Raw genomic sequence first — 19,746 nt, 5'->3', positions numbered from 1 at the left:
TAGCCTTCACCCGGACACCGGCAGGTGCAGGACCGGGCCTTTAGGCTCGGCCCGCAAAGGGGATGGGTATGGTCGATCACGTCACCGCCGAGCAGGTCGAGAAGTGGCTCGACGACCGCGTCGTTCGGGACGTCGAGCGCACGACGGAGAACGCCGCGGCGTTCAGTATCCAGTGTCGCCTCTCGCACATCCCGCTGAACGTCATCAAGGAGGACACGTGGGGCCCGTTGCGGATCGTCGGGCGGGCCGCCTTCGACACCGAGCGAACCGCGGCGGTGATCGAAAACCCCGACCAGCGCTACGAACTGCTCGCGCGTATCGGCCCGGTGTTCGCCGCGACACCCGGATTTTACACCTTCCTCGACGAGGAGGGGACCTCGACGGAGTTCCCGACCCTCGACTCGATCCAGTTCGAACACCGGATCTACGCCGACGGCGCGAGCCAGCAAGAACTCATGGCGGGGCTGATGGCGATCGCGACGGCGATCAAGTACGTCCAGAACACGGTCGCGGCGATCCGTCGGCGCGAGGACGGCGATTAGTCGTCGTCGGCGACGACCCCCGAACCCGACCCGTTGACGGTGTGGTTCGCCCGCTCGTCGACCGCGATGCTCGGGGGGTACTTCCCGCGGTCGAGTTTCAGATCCGACTGCGGGCGGGCCATACAGGTCAGGGCGAACGCCTCGGATTCGGCCTCGCTAAGCCCGCGAGCGGCAGGCTGGGTCACCTCGCCTTCGACGATCTCGGCGGTGCAGGCGAGACACATCCCGACCCGACACGAGTACTCCTGAGCGATGCCCTCCTCGAGACACCGCGAGAGGATGGTCTGTTTGTCAGTGACCTCGATCGTCTCCCCCGTGCCGACGAACTCGACGGTGTAGGTGGCCATAGCCACCCCTACAGTCAACTCGCCCAAAACGTTTTATTTCCCGTCCTGTCGCCGACAGAACGACCGAATTCGACCTAAAACGTTTTGCCGGTCGCGCGGCCACTCCGGGTATGAGTACACGCGAGGTTGACGTCGCCATAGTAGGGGCCGGCACGGCGGGCTGTTATGCGGGGGCGACGATCGCCGAGGCGGGCTACGACGTCCTCGTGCTCGAACGAAAGACCGAGGAGGAGGCCGGACACATCGCCTGCGGGGACGCCCTGAAAGGTGCCGACGAGTTCCCCGGGGCGATCCCGAAGTCCACCCTCGAACCCGCGATGACCAACACCGAGGTGGATCACGGCCGGTTCGAACTGCCCGAACACGACACCGTTCTCGAGATCCCGGTGCCGGGCGAACTGGCCGTCATCGACCGTTTCGAGTACGGGAAGGCGATCATCCGGGGAGCAAAGGAGGCCGGCGTGGAGTTCTCCTACGACACGGTCGTCCAGGACGTCCGCCAGGACGAGGGCCGGATCACGGGCGTCCGGGCGAAACGAAAGGGAGATCCCTTGACCGTCGAGGCCGAGATCACGATCGACGGGGCGGGGGCGCTCTCGATCCTTCAGGACAAGGCCGACCTCTCTGCGGCGACCTTCGACACCAACGTCACCTACTCGCAGTTCTGTTCTGCCTACCGCGAGGTCGTCCACGTCGAGGAGGAAGTCGAGTGGAAGGACGCGCTGGTGTTCAAGCCGACCCAGCGCGCGGCGGGCTACCTCTGGTACTTCCCGCGAACGGGCACGGAGATCAACGCCGGGCTCGGCTTCCAGATGAACGAACAGCCGATGAAACTCGTCGAGGACCTCAAGCGCGACCTGGCGACCCGCCCGGAGTTCGAGGGCGCCACCGTCGAGGACAAACTCGGCGCCGCACTCCCGACCAGACGGCCCTACGATTCGGCGGTCGCCCCCGGGTTCATGGCCGTCGGCGATTCGGCCGGCCACGTCAACCCCACCACCGGCGGCGGGATCGCGGGGGCGGCCTACGCCGGGGAGTACGCCGGCGAGCAGGCGATCGGGGCACTGGAGTCCGGCGACGTGAGCGAGGCGGCGCTCTGGGACTACAACGAGCGCGTGATGGACCACTACGGCGGTCGGTACGCCGCACTCGACGTCTACAACGTCATGGCGACCGCAGTCGACGTCTCGGAACTGACGAGCCTGCTCGTCTCCCTGCCCGGCGAGAACCTCGCGGAGGCGCTGTACTCGGGCAGCACCGACTTCGGTCTCAAACTGAAGCTCCAGGCCGCGATCGGGAGCTTCGGCCACTGGGGGACGATCCTCGACTTCTATAAGACCAAGCGCCACGCAGACGAACTCCTCGAGCAGTACGAGCGCTACCCCGACCGACCCTCGGCGCTCGCGGGCTGGCAACGCGAGCGCGACGCGATCATGGATCGGGTCTACGAGACGACCGGTGCCGAGGCGAAGTACTAGGGACACTCACGGTTTCACTCCGAAAACGGGGTAGGAAAAAGACCGTTCATACTCCGGTGCTCACGGACAGCCGGCGGCTTCGCCATCGACACCGCTTTCGAGGATCCGACACGGCCCCAGCGGTGGCGGTTCAGTCCCCATCGGTGGGTGCCCGTTTCGGCGACGGGCCCTCCTCCCCGGGCGACCGGTCGTTCCGATAGCTGATCCCCCAACCCGTCAGCCCCATCACGAAGAGGATCGCCGGCGAGAGGAACCCGAGGAAGTAGTACGGCCCGTAGGCGAGCGGCGAGACCCCGAGGGTCGCGGTCATAAAGGCCCCGCCGGCGTTCCACGGGATCAGCACGCTCGTGGTCGTGCCGGCGGCCTCGACGGCCCGCGAGAGGTTCTTGCTCTCGAGGCCGAACTCCTCGTAGACCCCCCGAAAGGTCATCGAGGGAACGACGATGCTCATGTACTGCTGGCCCGCGAGCCCGTTCATCGCGAACGCCGAGACGCCCGTGGCGACGGTCAGTCCCGCGACGCTGTCGATAGCCTCTTCGATCCAGTTCGCGAGCGCCGCGAGCACACCCGTGCGTTCGAGCAGCCCGCCGAGCGAGAGGGCGACGGCGACGATCGAGACGGTCCACGCCGACCCGTTCAACCCGTCGCTCGCGAGCAGGTCGTCGACCAGCGCCGTGCCCGTTTCCGGGGCCGTACCCGCCTGGGCGACCGACCAGGCCTCGGCGAAGCCCGCCCCCTGGACGAGCAGCATCGTCCCGACACCCGCGAAGACCCCGGCGACCAGCGCCGGCAGTGCCGGATAGCCCGCCAGCGCCAGCCCGAACGTGATCAGGAGGGGTAAGAAGACCAGCGGGCTGATCTCGTAGCCCGCGAGGATCCCCGTCCGGATCGTCTCGACCTGCCCTGCGGGGATCGACCCGGAGATCCGCAATCCGAGGACGGCGTAGGCGACCAGCGCGATCACCAGTGCGAGGCCGGTGCCGACGCGCATGGTGTCGACGTGCTCCATCAGATCGGTCCCGGTGACCGCCGCCGCGAGGTTCGTCGTATCCGAAAGCGGCGTGATCTTATCGCCGGTGTACGCGCCGGTGAGAACGGCCCCGGCGGTCATCGGGGCCGGAACCCCGAGTCCCTGTCCGATTCCCATGAGCGCGACCCCAAGCGTCGCGGCCGTCGTCCACGACGAGCCGATCGAAAAGGCCGAGACGGTCGCGATCAACGCGGTCGCCGGCAGAAACACCGCGGGCGTGAGCAGCCCCAGCCCGTAGTAGATCAGGCCCGGAATGGTCCCGGCGCCGATCCAGACGGGGATCAGCATGTAGATCACGAACAGAATGAGGATCGCCTGGATCCCCATCGAAAGCCCCGCCGAGACCCCCTCGAAGAGGTCGTCCCACGTATATCCCAGCCAGTATCGCCCCACCAGCCCGATCAGCACACAGCCCCACAACAGCGGCATGTGCGGGTCGAGACCGAACCCGACAGACCCGACCAACAGGAAGACGACCATCCCGACGACCGGGACCAGCGCCTGTCCGAGCGATGGCCGGTGCTCCTCGGGAATCTCCGCGTACGACCGCGCCGCGTTACCCAGCTCTGCCATCGGAATCGCTATGCACTCAAGGAATAAATACCTATTTTGAAATGAACGAGGGTGATAGTGAGGGATGCGAACGGGCGACTCGGCGGGGGTCATAAAGACGGTGCCACTGCCACGGCGGTCGTTTCGTGGCTGGCGTCCCTACGTGGAAGCGCTATGGACGCACTCATCGTCACCACCGACGGGTTCGAGGACAGCGAACTCACCTACCCGTACTACCGCCTGCAGGAGGCCGGAATCGACGTTGCACTCGCCACGCCCGACGGCGAACGCGTCACGGGCAAGATCGGCGAGGAGATGGACGCCGATCTCGCCATCGCCGACGCCAGCGAGGACGAGTACGACCTACTGGTCGTCCCGGGCGGCAACGCTCCCGAAGACCTCCGGATCGAGGCCGAGGAGGCGATCACGCTCGTCCGGGAGTTCGACGCGAGCGACAAACCGATCGCATCGGTCTGTCACGGTGCCCAGTTGCTGATCAGCGCCGATATCCTGACGGGTCGAAAGGCCACCGGTTTCTGGCCGATCGAAGTCGACATCGAGAACGCCGGCGCGACGTTCGTCGACGAGGAGTGCGTGGTCGACGAGAACCTGATCACCGCCCGATATCCTGACGACCTGCCCGCGTGGCTCTCGGCGGTTCTGGAACGGGTCGAGGCCCAGCCCGCCGCGGCCGACTGACGGTCGTCGACTCACCCACCAGATCACGCTTTTTTCTCAGCCCGCACGCGGGCTGGTACTCCGAGTCCGCCCGCGCGGACCTCGCTCGCGAGGTTTCGGGAGATGTCGCACGCGTACTGAGTAGCGAGAAGCCGAAAAACCCGGTGACCGACGACTGGTAGCTACTCGGGGCGGGTCGCCGCGATTTCGGTGATCGAGCGGCTGATCACGTCGATGCCGATGGCGATACTTTCCTCGTCGACGTCGAACGTCGCGGTGTGGTGGCCGCCGGGGTGGTCCGTACCGATCCCCACGTAGGAGGCGTACCCACCGTTCTTCTGGACCTCCTGCATCAGATAGGTCGCGTCCTCGCTGCCGCCGAGTGCGTCCCGCTCGAGGACGCGCTCGACGCCCGGGCGGGTGCGCGCGACGCTGGAGACGACGTCGACGAGCTGCTGGTCGCTTCTCGCGCTGGGGGCTTCGCCGCGCGTCTCGACGGTGACCTCACAGCCGTGCATCGCGGCGGCACCTTCGAGGACGCGATCGGCGCGTTCGCGCATGTACTCCATCAGTTCGGTCGTCTGGCCGCGAACCTCGCCCTCGATATAGGCCGACTCGGGAACGATGTTCGAGGCGGTACCCCCGCCGACCTGGCCCGCATTGACCCGCGTTGCGCCGTCGTGGTGTCGGGGGATCGAATACAGGTTCTGGATCGCGGCGGCCATCGCCTGGACGGCGTTCTCGCCGGCATCGGGTTCGGCACCGGCGTGGGCGGGCTGGCCCGAGAACTCCGCGTGGAGATGTGACACTGCGAGGAAGTCGTCGATCCCCGCGACCACCTCGCCGGTCGGGTGATCGAGGCCGATGTGCAGCGCGAGCAGGTACTCGACGTCCGCGAGGTGCTCGCTTTTGGCCATCGCCTTCCCGCCGGCGATCATCTCCTCGCCGGGTTGGAAGAACACCTTGAGCGTGCCCTGGAAGTCACTCTCCGTGATCGCTTCCAGTACCCCGAGCCCGATGGTCGCGTGGGCGTCGTGCCCGCAGGCGTGCATCGCGCCCTCGTTCTCCGAGCGAAAGCCCTCCGCGGCGGGGGCGTGCTCGTCGTCCCGCGATTCCTCGCGCAACAGCCCGTCGATGTCGACCCGCAGGCCGATCGTGGGCCCTTCACCACGCTCGACGACCGCGACACAACCGGTGTAGCCGCCGTCGAGGCGTTCGAGGACGTCCTCCTTTGCGCCCGCCTCCCGCGCCCGATTGAACCACTCGACGAGTTCGGCCGAGTCGGGGACCGCGAGTCGCTCCTCTACGTCGATCGCCTCACGCCCGACGTAGAGGTCGGTGACGCCGATGCGCTCTATCTCCTCGACGATGCGGCAGGTGGTGTAGAACTCTCGCCACGCGGGCTCGGGATGGCGATGCAGGTCGCGTCGGAGCTCGATCAGGTGGTCGGTGCTCATACCCCAGTCGAGAACCGGGGGCTACTTAACCTAACTCGATCCGAGCGGTCGGACCTGCTCGACCTCGACGCCCAGATGGACGCCCTCCGGAAGCGAGCGATCCATCACGCCCCGGGCGACATCGTCGTGGCCGACGATCTCGATGGTCCGGGTGTAGACGGTGTAGGACCACGAATCGAAGGTCTCCCCGCCGGTGGTTCGTTTGTGCTGGGGCACCCGGAGCGTTTCGGGCGGGCTCGGATGCGGCCCTTTCATCTCGGCGCCCTTTCGCTCGACGGCCGTGGCGATCTCGCTGACGACGCGTTCGAGCACCGCCCGGTCCCCGCTCTGGAGCGTGAGTTTCGTGACGAAGGTCATGGTGGGTTCTACCGACTACTGTTGCGGGCAGGCATCAAAAGCGGTCCGAATTAGCGCACGCCGTGGTCGCGATAGAACCGCTCGACGCGCTCGTCGGCACACAGCGGCCCGTGGACCTGCAGGGACTTCATGCCGGGGTAGTTGTTCGCCTCGATGATCTCGAACTCCCCTCGCCCCGTCACCACCAGATCCCAGCCGACGTAGGGCAGATAGGGGATCGAGTCGGCCACGTCGAGTAACCCCTCCCGAATCGACTCCCAGCCGGGGATCTCGACGCCCTCGATCCGCGTTCCGGTGTCGGGATGGTCCGTGCGCCACCTGCGCTCGCCGTCGTCCGGGTAGGTCACGGCCTCGCCGAGTTCGCCCGTCCCGGGATCGATCAGCGCGCCCAGTGCGCCCTGCGACCAGTTGTCCATCGGTTTCGTCTCGTCGGTGCCGATCCGGTGGACCGCCCGCGCGAGAAACGGCTCGTCCCGTTCGGTGTCCCACATCGTCACCGCCCGGACGGTATTGGTCGCCTCGGAGTAGATCGTGTCGGCGTACTCGGCCTGTTGTGAAAAGCCCGTGACGATGTAGTCGTCCATCGCCGCGAAGCGCTCGCGCAGTTCGGTCCGGGAGATCCGGTCGCCGTTGACCCGGTAGCCGCCGTCGGTGCGCGTGAGCAACAGGACGCTGTGGCCGCCGCCGCCGATCACCCACTTGACCACGGCGGTCTCGCCCGCCTCGAGGTCCGCGGCCCACTCGATGGCGGGGCGGGTCGGACCGCGCTCGCCCGCTATCGAGATCGAGCGAAACGTGCCCCCGTCGACGATCCCGTAGAGGTCGGGCAGGCGCGCCGAAAAGCGGCTCAGAAGGCCATAGAGCATGAGCTTGTTGTCGAGCGCGTAGCCGAAGCGGCCGTTGATCCCTCTGGTTTTGATGTAGCGCTGGTAGTCGGTGAGGTAGTCCTCGTGGCCGTACCTCTCGAAGTCATAGAGGACGGCCGATCGGCTCAGAAAGCCCCGCCGCCAGTACCAGACCCGCTCGGCGAGCGACAGCGAGGTGAACTCGACGCTCTCGCGTTCGATCTCGGCGAGCGTTTGGAACTGACGGAGGGTGTGATAGATCCGTTTGGGGGAGACGTCCATACCCTACTGTTCGTTTCCCGAGAGTTAAGCGTTCATCCGTCCGCAAGTCGGGGGTGCCCTGACTCCGATATTCTCTTAACGTCCGACCGGCTATCGAAAGCAATGACGGTAGATGCGACGAGCGCCGGCGCGATCCTCTTTCGGGATACGCGTGGACGGCGCGAGTACCTCCTCCTCAAGAGCCGCCCGGGGGACTGGGAGTTCCCCAAGGGCGGCGTTGAGGGCGAGGAGGAACTCCAACAGACCGCGATACGCGAAGTGAAAGAGGAGGCGGGCATCGAGGACTTCCGGCTGATCGACGGCTTTCGTGACGAGTACGACTACGTCTTTCAGGCCAACGGCCAGACGATCCACAAGACGGTCCACCTCTTCATCGCCGAATCGTTCGAGGCCAGCGCCGAACTCTCGACCGAACACCGCGACCTCCAGTGGCGCGACTACGAACAGGCGATAAACACCATTACTCAGGACGGTCCCCGTGACATCCTCGAGGACGCCCACGAGTTCCTCGACGACGAGGGCTACTGACCCGGCGACCTCCCCAGCCGGTCGCTCCGGACCCCACTGGAGAGCAGCGGTGTTCCCGGCTGCAGTTCCGATAGGAGCAGACGGCGTGGATCGCGATACCGACCGCGACGAACGGGTCGGATTCGAACGACTTAGGCCGGTCCGACCCGAGCCCCGCATATGGCGTGCGAGCGGATCGACCACGAGTTCGGCTTCGAACTCCGGGTCTGTCGGTGGGCCGAGCGGGAGTGGCCGCCCGACGGTGACGCCGCCGCCGTGATTTCGCGCCAACTCGGTACCCGAAGCCGGCGCTGGGATACGATCGTCCTCGAGGTCGACCCCGAGGGACTCGACCGCCGCTCGCGCTTTGGCCACGAGCGCCTCGATTCGGATCTCCTTTTCGTCGTCCGGAACGCCCCCACTGAGTGGGTCTACTATCGGGAGGCGCTGCCCGACCCGGGCTATCCGTGGCGCTACGTACGGGAGTCGATCCACGAGGCCGATAGGAGGGCGATTCTCGACGTCCGAAAGCGGGCCAATCGCATCGAGATACGGCGCCGGTTCGCGTACCCCGAGTGGTGCTCGCGCGTGATCGCCATCGAGAACAAACCGGATCTGGACGCGGGTGCGGCCCGGGCGCTCTCCGATCAGCTACAGCGGGACGTCGCACTCGCGCTCGCGGACGAGGTCTGGGTCGCCACCCGCGCGACGGGCGAGCGGATCGAACCCGCGCTGCTGGAGGACCTGCCCGTCGAGGCCGGGATCCTCGTCTTCTCGGGGGGCGAGGCGAGCGTTCGCTGGCACCCCCGCCGGCTCGCGGTCGAGGACCCGGGGACCCGCATCGTCGAGCGCCCGTCAGAGGGCGAGTTCGACCGCTCCGGGGCCCGCTTCGAGTACGCCTCGCCCGAGTGGAAAGCGAGAAAACGCCTCGAAATCGCCGAACGGGCCTACGAGCGGGGCTGGCGGTCGTATATCGACACCATGCGCCCGGACTGCCGACATTTCGAGGGCCGGATCGACGGAGAGGCGCTCGTGCCCCACTGTGGGGCAAAATGCCGCGAGCAGACCGCTGCGGAGTGCTCGGGGTCGTGTCCCGACTTCTCGCCCGAACCGCCCGCGTGGCGCACGAGAGGCTGGCCCGTCGAGGGCGGGCCCGGACGGGGAGTGCGGAGGGTGCTCGAACGCCGTCGGAAGCGGGCGCGCTCGCGGGCGACGGGGGCTACTCGAGGGTCTCGACGGTGACGTCCTCTCGGGGGGCCGTCTTCCGGAACGTCGGAACGGTCCGGTACTCGACCTCGACGATCCCCTTTCGCTTCAGACTCTGGAGCGCAGCGCGTACCTCCCCCGCCTCAGGATCGATCCCGAACTCGGCGCGCAGGTCCTGTAGCACCGAAACCACGCTCTGAGAACGCTCCTCCGGGCCGGCGAGCACCTCGAAGACCTGTCCCTGTAGCTCGGGCACGCGGATGACCGTGCCCTCCTCGCCGCCCTCGATGCCCGGGTCGACGTCGACGAGGTCTGCGGCGTCGGGGGTGGCCCGAATGAGGCTGTTCTCGTCGCGGTAGTAGTACGCAGAGAGCTCGTTTTCGAGGTACTGGTGGACATCGCTACCGCTTTCGAGCCCCCACCGTTCCTGTAGCTCGCCGTTCTTCGTCGGTTGGAGCGAGACGATGTCGGCCAGACGCTCCGTTGCCTCCTCCGAGAGTGTCATTGCCCGACGCTACGGGGAGGTGATACGTTATTCGTTCGTTCTCCGATTGGCCAACGCTTAGGGCGACGGGGGTCGTCCTCGGGCCCATGACGGAGAACGTCACCATCACACGCGAAAACGGCGTCGCCACCATCACCATAGACCGCCCCGACAGCCTCAACGCGCTCAACGTCAACACCCTCGAAGCGCTCGATCACGTCCTCGACGAGACCGACGACGCCCGCACGCTCGTCCTGACCGGCGCGGGCGAGGACGCCTTCGTCGCCGGCGCGGACATCGAGTACATGAAAACGCTCTCCGTCGAGGAGGCGATGGCCTACGCCGAACTCGGCCACCGGATCTGTGACCGACTCGCGACCCACTCCGCACCCGTGATCGCCGCGGTCAACGGGTATGCCTTCGGCGGTGGCTGTGAACTCGCGCTGGCCTGCGATCTCAGAGTCGCGAGCGAGAACGCCGTCCTCGGCCAGACCGAGATCGACCTCGGGATCGTCCCGGGCTGGGGCGGCACCCAGCGTCTCTCCCGGCTGGTCGGGGACGCTGCCGCCCGGCGGATGGTCTTTCTTGGCGAACGGCTCGATGCCGAATCGGCCGCCGAGATCGGACTGGTCGGCGAGGTCGTCCCCCAGGCGGAACTCGACTCGGTGGTCGAGGAGATGGCCGCCCAACTCGCTGCGAAACCCCGCTTTGCGCTCGCCGCCGCGAAGGAGGCGCTCAATCAGGTCCACGAGGGGCCCCAGTCGTCGGGATTGGAGTACGAAAAACGCCTCTGGAGCGGTCTCTTTGGCACCGACGACCAGCGCGAGGGGATGGCGGCGTTCGTCGAGAAGCGCGATCCCGAGTTCGAATGAACTCGACAGTTCTGGTCACCGACTTCGACTTTCCCGATCTCGACGTCGAGCGCGAACTCGCCGCGGAGGCCGGCGTCGAGATCGAAAGTGCAGCCGCCGCCGATCCCGAGGCGGTCATCGAGGCCGCCCGCGAAGTCGGCGCCGACGCCCTGCTTGTCCAGTTCGCGCCGATCACCCGGACGGTCTTCGAGGAGTTGGACCTCGATGTGGTCGGCCGGTACGGTATCGGCGTCGATACCGTCGACTGCGAGGCCGCCGCCGACCACGGCGTCCCGGTCGTGAACGTCCCCGACTACTGCCAGGACGAGGTCGCCGAGCACGCCCTCGCGTTGACCCTCTCCTGTGTACGGGAGACCGCCCGGTTCGACGCCCGGATCACGGACGGCGAGTGGGACTGGACGGTCGGCAGGCCCATCAACCGCCTGCAGGGCGCGACGGTCGGCTTCGTCGGCTTCGGGTCGATCCCCGAACGGCTCGCGGCGAAGGCGTCGGGATTCGACTTCGAGTACCTCGCGTACGATCCCTACCGCTCGGCCGAGGACCTCGCCGAGGCCGGCGTCGAGAAGGTCGGGTTCGGGGAGTTGCTCGAACGGTCACGGGTCGTCTCGGTCCACGCACCCCTGACCGATGAAACCCACGGACTGCTCGACGACGAGGCCTTTGCGACCATGCGGGATGACGCGGTGCTCGTAAACACCGCCCGTGGAGCGGTCGTCGACACGACGGCGCTGGCGGCGGCCATCGAGGACGGCGGGATCGCCGGCGCCGGCCTCGACGTCATGCCCGAGGAGCCCCCAGAAGAGTCGGCGCTGTTCGGTCTGGAGGACGTGGTCCTCACCCCTCACGTCGCGTGGTACTCCGAGGAGTCGATCGCGGAACTGCGTGAGACGGTGGTTCGGGACGTTCTCTCGGTGCTTTCGGGCGAGGAGCCGACCAACCCGGTTTAGCCGTTCAGTCCTGTGGGACGGGCTCGGAGCCGGCCCCGTGGCGTTCGGCGCCGACGGTCTCCTCGACCTGCGTGTAGACCAGCACGAACCCGACCACCGCAAGCGTCGCGCCGACGGCGAAGGGCACCACGAACCCGAGGCTGACGAGAAAGCCCGCCGAAAGCGGCCCGAGCGCGATCCCCAGACCGAAGGCCATCGTCAACACCGACAGTTTCGTCCCCGAGTCCCCGCCGGTCGCCAGATCGCCCGCGAGCGCGAGTGCGGGTGCAAAGACCATCGCGCCGGCGACTCCCTGGGTGAGCCGGACGACCAACATGAGCCACGAGTCGAGTACGAGCCCCTGTGCGAGCGTCGAAGGCACGAGCAAGACGAGTCCCGCGAGGATGAACGGCTTTCGCCCCCAGCGGTCGCTCGCCCGACCGATGGGAACCTGCAGGAAGACCTGCGAGATGATGAACGCGGCGAACTGCACCCCGAACCACGTCGAGCCCTGATCGAGGCGGGCGTTGATCTCGGGCTGGAGGGTCGCAAACAGCGCGATCCCGATCGCCATAAAGAGCGAGGCGATCCCGAGGGTGAAGACCGGGTCAAGCCCACCGTCGCCGTCGAAGACGTCGATCGAGAGGTCCTCCCCCGCCCGTTCGAGCTCCGCCGGGTCGTGAACGAGTGCGGAGACGAGCAGCAAACCCAGCGCGGCCGCCCCGGCGGCGACGTAGAACGTCGCATCGAACCCACTCAGGGCAACGCCGAACAGCGAGTAGGGACCGGCGTTGACGAGGACGCCGGCGGCGATCGGCCCCGCGCCGAAGCCGACGAGTCGAAAGGTGTTGTAGACGCCCATGTTCCCCCCACGGGTGCCCGCGCCCGCGAGTTCGTTGACCAGCGCGACCGATGCGGGGATAATGAAGGCGATCGAGACCCCCTGCAGGGCGCGCAGCGCGATCAACGAGAGGTACGAGCCCGCGAAGAGGTAGAGGAGATTGGCCGTCGTCAGCCCGCCCAACCCGACGAGGATGTAGAACTTCCGTCTGCCCGTTCTGTCGGAGACACGGCCCGTAAACGGCTGGGAGAGGCTGCTGACGAAGCCCACCAGCGAGAGGACGATCCCGATGAGCATTGATTCGGTGAGCCCGAAGGTCCGCCCCTCGACGATCCCGCTCGCGATATAGAGCGGGAGGACGATGATCAGAAAGGAGTTGCCGACGCCGTCGGCCATCCGGGCCATCGCGAGCGCGAGGATGCGCCGGTCGGTTTCGAAGAGCGCCACGCCGGTTCTATGGACGGGGTGGCTATCAGCCTACTGTTCGGCGAAGGGCTAAGACCCCGGCCAACGTATGTGGGTTCATGACACGGGAAGTCAAACTGAGCCGGGTCGACGACGAACTGGAGGCTCTCTCCTATCCGATCCCGCGGGACGACGCCGCGGTCGAACTCGACGGGGTGACCGTGTTGCTGGCCGACGGCGAGGTGAACCTCGGTGAACTCGTCTCCGAGACGGACAGCGACACCTATCGCTCCGCGGAGGGTCTCAAGACCGAACTCCACAACTCGCTGCCCCGCGAGGCCGTCGGCGAGCCCTACCAGTCGGAAGGCGAGGGATGACGCGATTCGGGGCGCTTAATTGACTGGATGCGATAGGCAGGGCATGGAATTTTGCGACGAGTGCGGTTCGATGATGATGGCCCAAGACGAGGTGTGGGTCTGTAAGGGCTGCGGGCACGAACAGCCAAAGGGCGATAGCGCCTCCTATACGACCACCGACGCCCAGGAGGAAAGCGAGGTCATCGAGTCGGGTGCGGAAAACAGCGGGCTGCCGACCACGAGCGCACAGTGTCCCGAGTGTGATAACGACCGGGCGTACTGGTATATGCAACAGATCCGCTCGGCCGACGAAAGCGAGACGCGCTTTTTCGTCTGTACCGAGTGCGAGCACAAGTGGCGCGAGGACGACCACTAGCTGCGCAAGGACTTTTTACGCACCCGATCAACCCTCGGCCATGGGACCCCCTCGCGGCGATCCGCCACCGACCACGGTCGAGTACGAACCGGTCAGCGTCAAGGACCTGCTCGTGGAGATGAAAGACACCTCCGAGCACCTGATCGACCTGTCGTACTCGGCAGTGCTGTTGAACAACGGGGAGATCGCCACCGAGGTCCTTCGGCTCGAAGAGCGCATGGACGTCCTGCAGCTACGAGCCCGGATGAGCCTGCTGATGGCCGCGCGAAACCCCGCCGACGCCGAGAAGCTCGCACCCGTGTTGGGGATCGTCAGCGGTGCGGAGAAGATCAGCGACGCGGCTGGCGACATCGCGAAGGTGGTCTTAGAGGAGGTCGGCCTCCCGAGTGCGATGCGTGCGGCGCTTCCCGAGGCCGTCGAGACGCTCGTGCGCGCGAGCGTCGAGGAGGACTCGCCGTACGCCGGGCGCACGCTCTTGGACATCAACCTCGAATCCGAGACGGGAGTGCGCGTGATCGCGATCCGGCGGGGCTCCGAGTGGATCCTCAATCCCGGCCCCGACACCGAGATCCGGGCCGAGGACGTCACGCTGCTTCGGGGGCCCGACGCGGGGATCGAGGATGTATACGGGACGATCACGGGCGTCGAGTACAGCCCGCCGGAGATCGCCGACTCGGAGATCGAGGACCTCGATCGGGCGGTCGACTCGATCGTCCTGATGAAGAACCTGAGCGAACTCGCGGTCGATCTGGCCTACGGGTCGATCCTCTTCGACACCGTCGAACTCGCAGAGGAGGTCCGGAACCTCGAGGTCGAGGTCGACGCGCTGCGCTCGCGCTTCGAGGCGTGGACGCTGCGGGCGGCTGGCGACGCGCCCGACCCGGTAGCGCTTCGCGGCCTCCTCCATCTGGGCTTTAGTACCGAGGAGATCTCGGATGCGGCCCTCGAGATCTCCGAGGGGATCCTCCGGGAGATCGACGTCCATCCCGTCGTCGAACTCGCGGTTCAGGAGAGCGACGAGATCATCGTCCGCGTGAGCGTCGAAAGCGGGAGCGCCATCGAGGACACCTCGCTGGTCGACGGGGTCCCCGAATCGGACGTCAGCATGAACGTTCTCGCCGTGCGCCGCCCCGAGGCGGGCTGGATGCTCGTCCCCGACGCCGACACCCAGCTCCAGGGGGGCGACGTGCTGATCGCGAAGGGCACCCGGACCTCCGCCGAGACGTTTCGGGCCCTCGCGAGCGCCTGAGTCACCCCAGGCCGACGAGCGCCGCCAGCGACGTCCCGCCCTCGAGGACCACGATCGCGACGACCGAGAGCACCACCACGCCGAGGATGTCACAGACGTTGGTCACGACGGGGATGGTCACGTCGTCGGGGTCCAGCCCGAACCGATAGGAGGCGTAGGCCGCCGCGATCGAGAGGACGACTGCGAGCACCGCGAGCGTCATCCCGCTCAACAGCGTGATCGTCAGCAGGGTCCCCAGTCCCATCGGCTCGCCCAGCAGGCGACCGAGGACGTACGCGGCGACCCCAAGCGCCGAGAAGATCGTGACCGCGAGCGCGAGGATGGCGAGGACGTTCGTCCGGAGGGCCTCGTCCCGGGGGGAAAACGAGAGGGTCCCCAGATGAAAGCGGGTGGTCAATCGCGAACTGAGGACGCTTCCGAGGTTCCCACCCATCCCGATCATCACCGGGACGAGGACGAGCAACACGGGGTTGTCGAGATACGTCTCCTCTAAGGTCTCGAGGACGAACCCCGAGCCCATCTCGAGGACCGACAGCGCGATCAAAAGCGGCATCATCGTCACGACGATCGAGCGGACGCTCCAGGTGTCGATCCGATCGTCGGCGCTCATACTATCGCCCCGACGAGGACCATCGCGACGTAGAGGAACACGACGCCGAAGACGTCCCCGAAGGTGGTAACGATCGGGCCGACGAGGTTGTCCGGATCGATCCCGCGGGCGTAGCCCACGAACAACAGCCCGAGCAGCCCGACGATCAACACGACCGCCGTGAGGGTGCCCGCGATGAACGTGATTCCGACCAGTTCGATCAGCGCGGCCGATTGTCGACCGAGTACCCGATTGATCGCCCACGCGAGCACGCCGATGAACACCGAGATCGAGATACCGTTGACGAAGGAGGCGACCACCGCGTTGACCAGTCGCTCGTCGGTCCCGAACGCGGGGTCGATCAGCCCCTGGTGGAGCCCGCTCGATATCCGCGCGCCAAGCGCCCCGTAGACATTCCCGCGGGTCGCGAGAAACGCCGGCAACAGGAGCAACATCCCGGGGAACTGCTCGAACCCGGCGATCATCCGATCGGAGCCGAGGACGGTGCCGGCGAAGATCCCACCCAGAAGGCTGACCGCGAGTACGGGGAGTGATTCGCGGTATATTCGCCGGATACCGTCCCACTCGACCATACCCAGTAGTACCGCACTCACGGAATAAAGATACCGTGATCGGGGGTCGCGCGCTCGCCGGACCGATAGCGGCAGCACTCCTTTTAATGACAACAGTTATTTACTCAGGAAAGAAAGCTGGATCAATCCCGAACGACTGCACCGGCCCCTGGAGGACCCCACCGTGAACGCCAACAGCCCACCCGACCTGATCCATCGAGTCGAGTACGACGACCGGGAGGACCTCGCGTTCACCGTCATCGACGCGGTCGCGAGAGCCTCGGGGTTGCCCCACGCCGAGATCGGGCCGCTCAACGACGTCCTCGACCCCGAGGCGCTCTGTGATCTGTTCGGCCCGCGAGCCGACGGCCAACGCCGAACCGGCGGCACCGTCTCCTTCGGTTTCGAGGGCTATCAGGTCACTATCGACGCCGTCGAGCGCGAGGTCCTCGTCTACGGGTAGCCCGGCGGCCGAATCAGACGTTGCGCGCGAACACCAGATACCCCGAGTGGCCCACTGGGCCCGTACTCGGGCGCGTTCCACGCTCGTCGACGTCGAGTTCGCGCTGGATCGTCTCGACGGCCCGTACGTCCGAGAGCGTCCCGCGTGCGGTTTCGACGACCTCCCGGGTGGCTTCGATGAACGGCGAGTAGACCGCGAGAAAACCTCCCGGAACCAGCAGTTCGCCGGCCCGCGCGACCACGTCGGGGGCGTCCTCGGTGTCGAGGGTCAGGACGTCGAACCCCGATGGATCCGCTTCGTTTGTCAGATCCCCCGTCCGAACCTCGACACGATCAGTGACGCCTGCTAGTCGCACGTTCTCGCGAGCGACCTCGGCGAACTCCGGGTTTCGCTCGTACGTGATGACCTCCGCACCGACCCGGCCCATGTAGGTCGCGAGCACGCCGGTCCCGGTGCCCGCATCGAGCACCCGGTCGCCGGCGGCGATCCCCGTCTCGCCGAGGACGAGGCCGATATCGCGGGGAAGCATCGGCGCGCCGGTGCGCTGGAGGTGGTTGAACAGGTCCGGTCCCCGCAGTCGACGGACGCGAAACTCCTCGCCGAGGTGACTCTCTAAAACGTCGCCCGGTCGGGCGTCGTCGGGGATCTCGACGACGCCGAGGTCGGTCTGGAGCTCCTCGCCCGGCTCGCGGAGGTACTCCCGATCGCCGTGGGTGAGTAAGATCACTTGGGCTCGGCTTCGAGCTTCTCGACCGCTGTCGCTAGATCACCGTCGGCCTCCCGGAGGGCCTCGCGGGCGTCGTCCTCGCTCGCGCCCGTGCGCATCGTGACGATCTCGACGTCGTCCGCGGGGATGTCGGCGTCCTCGATCGCGGCGTCCTCGCCCGCGTCCGCGCCCGAACCGGCCTCGCGGGTTTCGGGTTCGCCGACGATCTGATAGGTCTCCTGGCCCTGGGCCTGGATCTTCGTGACGTCGGCATCCGCGAAGACGAGCTCCTCGTCGGGGGTGCGGATGACGACCTCCGTGGCGTCGAGGTCCTCGGACTCGATGCCCATCTGTTTCATCATCTGTTCCATCTTGCGCGGGTCGAATCCGCCGCCGCCTCCTCCGAACATACCCGGCCAGTCGGGACACGGAGGGAAAAACGTGCCGAACGCCCCGTCAATCGATCGCCATCTCCCGGATCGCGACCGCGCCGTCCCCGTCGATACTCGCCAAGAGGCCCCCGCAGTCGTTCGCGAACTCGAAGGTCTCCTCGCCGCCGTCCTCGGCGCTTACCGTCACGTCGTAGACGCCCCCGTTCACGATCGCACCCCGGACGCTCTCGACGCCGTCCGGCTCCATCCCGAACGTCTCGACCGCGGTCGTCCCGGCACAGTGATCCACCACCTGCAGTCGAACCGTCCGTTCGGTCCCGTCGTTGTAGATCCTGATGATCGCATCGTCGCCAGCGTAACAGTCGTGTTGCGTGTCACCCAGCCCGGACATAGGCTCGACGAGACCGAACCCGATCCCGTCGGGACCGATCCCGATCCCGTGGCGATAGCACGAGGGCTCCTCCCAGGATCCGCTCTCCGTGCCGCCGTCGATCGTCACCTGCGCCGTGCGCTCGCCGTGGGCCGGGAGCGCGCGACGCTCGACGGTGCGTTCGCCGGGGTCGAGTTCGTAGCGCTCGGCGAGGACGGGTCCGTCGGCCCCACCGACCGATATCTCGACGGCGGCCTCGATCGGCTCGTCCCGCTCGTTCTCCACCTCGAGCGACGGCTCGGCCCCGTCGAAACAGGCGTCGGTGCCGCCGTCGTCCGCGAACCGCGAGGAGAGCGGCTCCGCCGCGAGCCCACACGACCCGGAGAGGGTTCGACCTCCGGGGGTTCGCTTCCGTCGGACGGGGCCGATGCCGGGTCGTTCCGGCCGAGACAGCCGGCGGTGACCGTGGCGCCGATGCCCGCGACCGCGCTCCACAGAACGGCGCGCCGAAACATGGCGTTCGATCCGGCCGGCTCGACAAATGCTTTCGGGCCGCTGGCGTTCAGTCCTCGCATCCCTCGCGGACCTTCACGGCCATGCCCGTCTCGAACTCGTCCATGGCACCCGCCGACAGCTCCGCGCGCCCGACCGCGAGCAACTCGCCGTCCTCGTGGACGACCGGAACCTCGTCGCCCGGGCGGATCTCCGGGCCCGCCGCGGCGACGAACTTCGCGAAGACGTTCTTGCCTTCCCGGACGAACGGTTCGGACTCGTCGCCGACGACGACCCGGCCCGCGGGCGCGGGAAGCGCCGAGAGTACTCGCCGTCCGCCCGCGAGCCCCAGCGTGAAGCGACCGTCCCCGCCCAGGGAAACGAGCCGTCCTGCGGGGGCGTGGACCTGTCGGGGGCGTCCCGACTTCGAGCGCTCGATACGCAACTCGCCCGCAAACAGCGCCTCGCCCGCGTCGGGACCGAACTGGTAGTCGGCGATCCGCACCAGCCGGCCCCTGTCCTCGGGTTCGCTCACGACAGGAGGGTGGCAAGCACCGTACAAGAACGCTGCGTTCGGCGGGCGTGTCACTTGATACCGTGGTGTGTGTGATCCGGCGTGTTTGGTGAGAATTATATAGCGCCCCGTCATACTGGGGGCCAATGGCTTCGGATCAGACCAAGATCATCGCAGGGGGGGCCCTTCTCGTCCTCAGCGCGGCGCTCCTGTTTGCGACCGGCATGCTCAGTCTCTCGGTACCGATCGTACTCGCGGCCCTCGCGACGACGGGGCTCGCGGTGGGCTCCCTGCTGGTCGGGACGACCGGCGACGGGCGGGCGGTTTAGAGCAGGAACGTTTCCTCGCGGTCGGTCAGATCGACGAAGGAGTCGGTCGCCTCGATCAGTTCTTCGGCCGTCGAGGGACCGAGCGCCATCACCTCGACGCGCACGCCCTGGTGGCGAAGGTGCGAACAGAGCCGAGAGAAATCGCCGTCGCCGGTACACAGCACGACGGTATCGACGTGGGAGGCGAGCGTCACGGCGTCGAGGCTCATCCCGACGTCCCAGTCGGCCTTCTTCGAGCCGTCCCCGAAGGTCTTGATGTCCTTGATCTTCGTCTCGAAGCCGATGTCGATCAGCGCCTCGAAGAAACTCTCCTCCTCGGGGGAGTCCGCACGGATCACGTAGGCGATGGCACGGACGAGTTCGCGTCCGCCGACGGCCTCCTCGAGGAGCGCGGAGTAGTCGATGTTCCGCGAGTAGAGGCTGTGGGCGGAGTGATAGAGGTTCTGTGAGTCGACCAGCACGGCGACGCGCTGGTTCGGATGGACGACCGTCATACCGGACCCTCGCCGGGGAGACGATAAAACGCTTC

At 66.9% G+C, this 19,746-nt stretch carries 26 protein-coding genes; 12 read left to right on the top strand and 14 right to left on the bottom strand.

The genetic code is table 11. From position 1 onward, the window contains the following. Positions 1-68 precede the first annotated feature (68 nt). Positions 69-542, top strand: coding sequence for a hypothetical protein (locus tag HACJB3_RS13485; protein WP_008416184.1), 474 nt, complete (start codon positions 69-71; stop codon positions 540-542). Here the strand turns inward: HACJB3_RS13485 and HACJB3_RS13480 are convergent. Then, positions 539-889, bottom strand: coding sequence for a 2Fe-2S iron-sulfur cluster-binding protein (locus HACJB3_RS13480; RefSeq protein WP_008416183.1), 351 nt, complete (start codon positions 887-889; stop codon positions 539-541). The genes HACJB3_RS13485 and HACJB3_RS13480 overlap by 4 nt on opposite strands. A gap of 110 nt (positions 890-999) precedes the next feature. Here HACJB3_RS13480 and HACJB3_RS13475 point away from each other — a divergent pair, with 110 nt between their 5' ends. Continuing rightward, positions 1,000-2,367: a geranylgeranyl reductase family protein gene (locus HACJB3_RS13475; protein ID WP_013199537.1), complete on the top strand. Its 1,368-nt coding sequence runs from the start codon at positions 1,000-1,002 to the stop codon at positions 2,365-2,367. Between the two features lie 130 nt (positions 2,368-2,497). Here the strand turns inward: HACJB3_RS13475 and arcD are convergent, their stop codons facing one another. After that, positions 2,498-3,970 (bottom strand): arginine/ornithine antiporter ArcD, encoded by a 1,473-nt coding sequence (gene arcD, locus HACJB3_RS13470; RefSeq protein ID WP_008416181.1) that lies wholly within the window; start codon positions 3,968-3,970, stop codon positions 2,498-2,500. Between the two features lie 153 nt (positions 3,971-4,123). Between arcD and HACJB3_RS13465 the strand changes: the two genes are divergently transcribed. Next, entirely contained in the window at positions 4,124-4,648 is a 525-nt protein-coding gene (locus HACJB3_RS13465; RefSeq protein ID WP_008416180.1) for a type 1 glutamine amidotransferase domain-containing protein, read from the top strand. Between the two features lie 161 nt (positions 4,649-4,809). On the opposite strand, the gene HACJB3_RS13460 is transcribed toward HACJB3_RS13465, so the two are convergent. The 3 genes from HACJB3_RS13460 to HACJB3_RS13450 are packed head-to-tail and all read right to left on the bottom strand — an operon-like array spanning position 4,810 to position 7,568. After that, the gene (locus HACJB3_RS13460) at positions 4,810-6,084 is read right to left on the bottom strand and encodes an amidohydrolase (RefSeq protein WP_008416178.1); all 1,275 of its coding nucleotides are present in this window, start codon (positions 6,082-6,084) and stop codon (positions 4,810-4,812) included. A gap of 30 nt (positions 6,085-6,114) precedes the next feature. Beyond that, positions 6,115-6,441, bottom strand: a complete 327-nt coding sequence (locus tag HACJB3_RS13455; RefSeq protein ID WP_008416177.1) for an uS10/mL48 family ribosomal protein — start codon at positions 6,439-6,441, stop codon at positions 6,115-6,117. A gap of 50 nt (positions 6,442-6,491) precedes the next feature. Next, the gene (locus HACJB3_RS13450) at positions 6,492-7,568 is read right to left on the bottom strand and encodes a sugar-transfer associated ATP-grasp domain-containing protein (protein WP_008416175.1); all 1,077 of its coding nucleotides are present in this window, start codon (positions 7,566-7,568) and stop codon (positions 6,492-6,494) included. A gap of 102 nt (positions 7,569-7,670) precedes the next feature. Here HACJB3_RS13450 and HACJB3_RS13445 point away from each other — a divergent pair, with 102 nt between their 5' ends. Further along, positions 7,671-8,096, top strand: a complete 426-nt coding sequence (locus HACJB3_RS13445; protein ID WP_008416174.1) for a bis(5'-nucleosyl)-tetraphosphatase — start codon at positions 7,671-7,673, stop codon at positions 8,094-8,096. A gap of 159 nt (positions 8,097-8,255) precedes the next feature. Beyond that, positions 8,256-9,317, top strand: a complete 1,062-nt coding sequence (locus tag HACJB3_RS13440; protein WP_008416172.1) for a DUF5787 family protein — start codon at positions 8,256-8,258, stop codon at positions 9,315-9,317. Here HACJB3_RS13440 and HACJB3_RS13435 read toward each other — a convergent pair. Continuing rightward, positions 9,295-9,786, bottom strand: coding sequence for a DUF5797 family protein (locus HACJB3_RS13435; RefSeq protein WP_008416170.1), 492 nt, complete (start codon positions 9,784-9,786; stop codon positions 9,295-9,297). The two genes, HACJB3_RS13440 and HACJB3_RS13435, sit on opposite strands and share 23 nt — an antisense overlap. A gap of 86 nt (positions 9,787-9,872) precedes the next feature. Between HACJB3_RS13435 and HACJB3_RS13430 the strand changes: the two genes are divergently transcribed. Beyond that, on the top strand, positions 9,873-10,637 hold the full coding sequence (locus HACJB3_RS13430) for an enoyl-CoA hydratase/isomerase family protein (protein WP_008416168.1): 765 nt from the start codon (positions 9,873-9,875) through the stop codon (positions 10,635-10,637). Continuing rightward, positions 10,634-11,584: a C-terminal binding protein gene (locus HACJB3_RS13425; protein WP_008416167.1), complete on the top strand. Its 951-nt coding sequence runs from the start codon at positions 10,634-10,636 to the stop codon at positions 11,582-11,584. Before HACJB3_RS13430 ends, HACJB3_RS13425 begins: the two co-directional genes overlap by 4 nt. Positions 11,585-11,588: 4 nt before the next feature. On the opposite strand, the gene HACJB3_RS13420 is transcribed toward HACJB3_RS13425, so the two are convergent. Then, the gene (locus HACJB3_RS13420; RefSeq protein WP_368085822.1) at positions 11,589-12,809 is read right to left on the bottom strand and encodes an MFS transporter; all 1,221 of its coding nucleotides are present in this window, start codon (positions 12,807-12,809) and stop codon (positions 11,589-11,591) included. 119 nt (positions 12,810-12,928) lie between these two features. On the opposite strand from HACJB3_RS13420, the gene HACJB3_RS13415 reads away from it, so the two are divergent. The 3 genes from HACJB3_RS13415 to HACJB3_RS13405 are packed head-to-tail and all read left to right on the top strand — an operon-like array spanning position 12,929 to position 14,790. Next, positions 12,929-13,186 carry a DUF5789 family protein gene (locus tag HACJB3_RS13415; protein WP_008416165.1) on the top strand — a complete coding sequence of 86 codons (258 nt, stop codon included), beginning with the start codon at positions 12,929-12,931 and terminating at the stop codon, positions 13,184-13,186. 43 nt (positions 13,187-13,229) lie between these two features. Further along, positions 13,230-13,541, top strand: a complete 312-nt coding sequence (locus HACJB3_RS13410) for a transcription factor S (protein WP_008416164.1) — start codon at positions 13,230-13,232, stop codon at positions 13,539-13,541. A gap of 40 nt (positions 13,542-13,581) precedes the next feature. Next, positions 13,582-14,790: a potassium channel family protein gene (locus tag HACJB3_RS13405; RefSeq protein ID WP_008416163.1), complete on the top strand. Its 1,209-nt coding sequence runs from the start codon at positions 13,582-13,584 to the stop codon at positions 14,788-14,790. A gap of 1 nt (position 14,791) precedes the next feature. Here the strand turns inward: HACJB3_RS13405 and HACJB3_RS13400 are convergent, their stop codons facing one another. Beyond that, on the bottom strand, positions 14,792-15,400 hold the full coding sequence (locus HACJB3_RS13400; protein WP_008416162.1) for a magnesium transporter: 609 nt from the start codon (positions 15,398-15,400) through the stop codon (positions 14,792-14,794). Next, positions 15,397-15,972, bottom strand: coding sequence for a magnesium transporter (locus HACJB3_RS13395; protein ID WP_008416161.1), 576 nt, complete (start codon positions 15,970-15,972; stop codon positions 15,397-15,399). Before HACJB3_RS13395 ends, HACJB3_RS13400 begins: the two co-directional genes overlap by 4 nt. Before the next feature lie 163 nt (positions 15,973-16,135). Between HACJB3_RS13395 and HACJB3_RS13390 the strand changes: the two genes are divergently transcribed. Continuing rightward, positions 16,136-16,414 (top strand): HalOD1 output domain-containing protein, encoded by a 279-nt coding sequence (locus HACJB3_RS13390; protein WP_008416160.1) that lies wholly within the window; start codon positions 16,136-16,138, stop codon positions 16,412-16,414. Between the two features lie 13 nt (positions 16,415-16,427). Here HACJB3_RS13390 and HACJB3_RS13385 read toward each other — a convergent pair whose 3' ends face one another. From HACJB3_RS13385 to HACJB3_RS13370, 4 genes are all read right to left on the bottom strand, one after another. Beyond that, positions 16,428-17,141, bottom strand: a complete 714-nt coding sequence (locus tag HACJB3_RS13385; RefSeq protein WP_008416159.1) for a methyltransferase domain-containing protein — start codon at positions 17,139-17,141, stop codon at positions 16,428-16,430. After that, complete coding sequence (locus tag HACJB3_RS13380) at positions 17,138-17,530, bottom strand: nascent polypeptide-associated complex protein (RefSeq protein WP_008416157.1); 393 nt, start codon at positions 17,528-17,530, stop codon at positions 17,138-17,140. The genes HACJB3_RS13385 and HACJB3_RS13380 overlap by 4 nt, the downstream gene beginning before the upstream one ends. Before the next feature lie 46 nt (positions 17,531-17,576). Then, entirely contained in the window at positions 17,577-18,377 is an 801-nt protein-coding gene (locus HACJB3_RS13375) for a hypothetical protein (protein WP_008416156.1), read from the bottom strand. A 67-nt stretch (positions 18,378-18,444) separates the two neighbouring features. Further along, positions 18,445-18,909 carry a PUA domain-containing protein gene (locus HACJB3_RS13370; RefSeq protein WP_008416154.1) on the bottom strand — a complete coding sequence of 155 codons (465 nt, stop codon included), beginning with the start codon at positions 18,907-18,909 and terminating at the stop codon, positions 18,445-18,447. Between the two features lie 125 nt (positions 18,910-19,034). Between HACJB3_RS13370 and HACJB3_RS13365 the strand changes: the two genes are divergently transcribed. Further along, a complete protein-coding gene (locus HACJB3_RS13365; RefSeq protein WP_008416152.1) occupies positions 19,035-19,217 on the top strand; it encodes a hypothetical protein in 183 nt (60 codons plus the stop codon). On the opposite strand, the gene HACJB3_RS13360 is transcribed toward HACJB3_RS13365, so the two are convergent. After that, a complete protein-coding gene (locus HACJB3_RS13360; RefSeq protein ID WP_008416150.1) occupies positions 19,214-19,711 on the bottom strand; it encodes a LabA-like NYN domain-containing protein in 498 nt (165 codons plus the stop codon). The genes HACJB3_RS13365 and HACJB3_RS13360 overlap by 4 nt on opposite strands. Between the last annotated feature and the right edge of the window lie 35 nt (positions 19,712-19,746).

The organism is Halalkalicoccus jeotgali B3 (assembly GCF_000196895.1).
GTDB classification, from domain to species: domain Archaea; phylum Halobacteriota; class Halobacteria; order Halobacteriales; family Halalkalicoccaceae; genus Halalkalicoccus; species Halalkalicoccus jeotgali.
The sequence above is the reverse complement of the archived record's forward strand: the minus strand, read 5'-3'. Positions and strand labels throughout refer to the sequence as shown.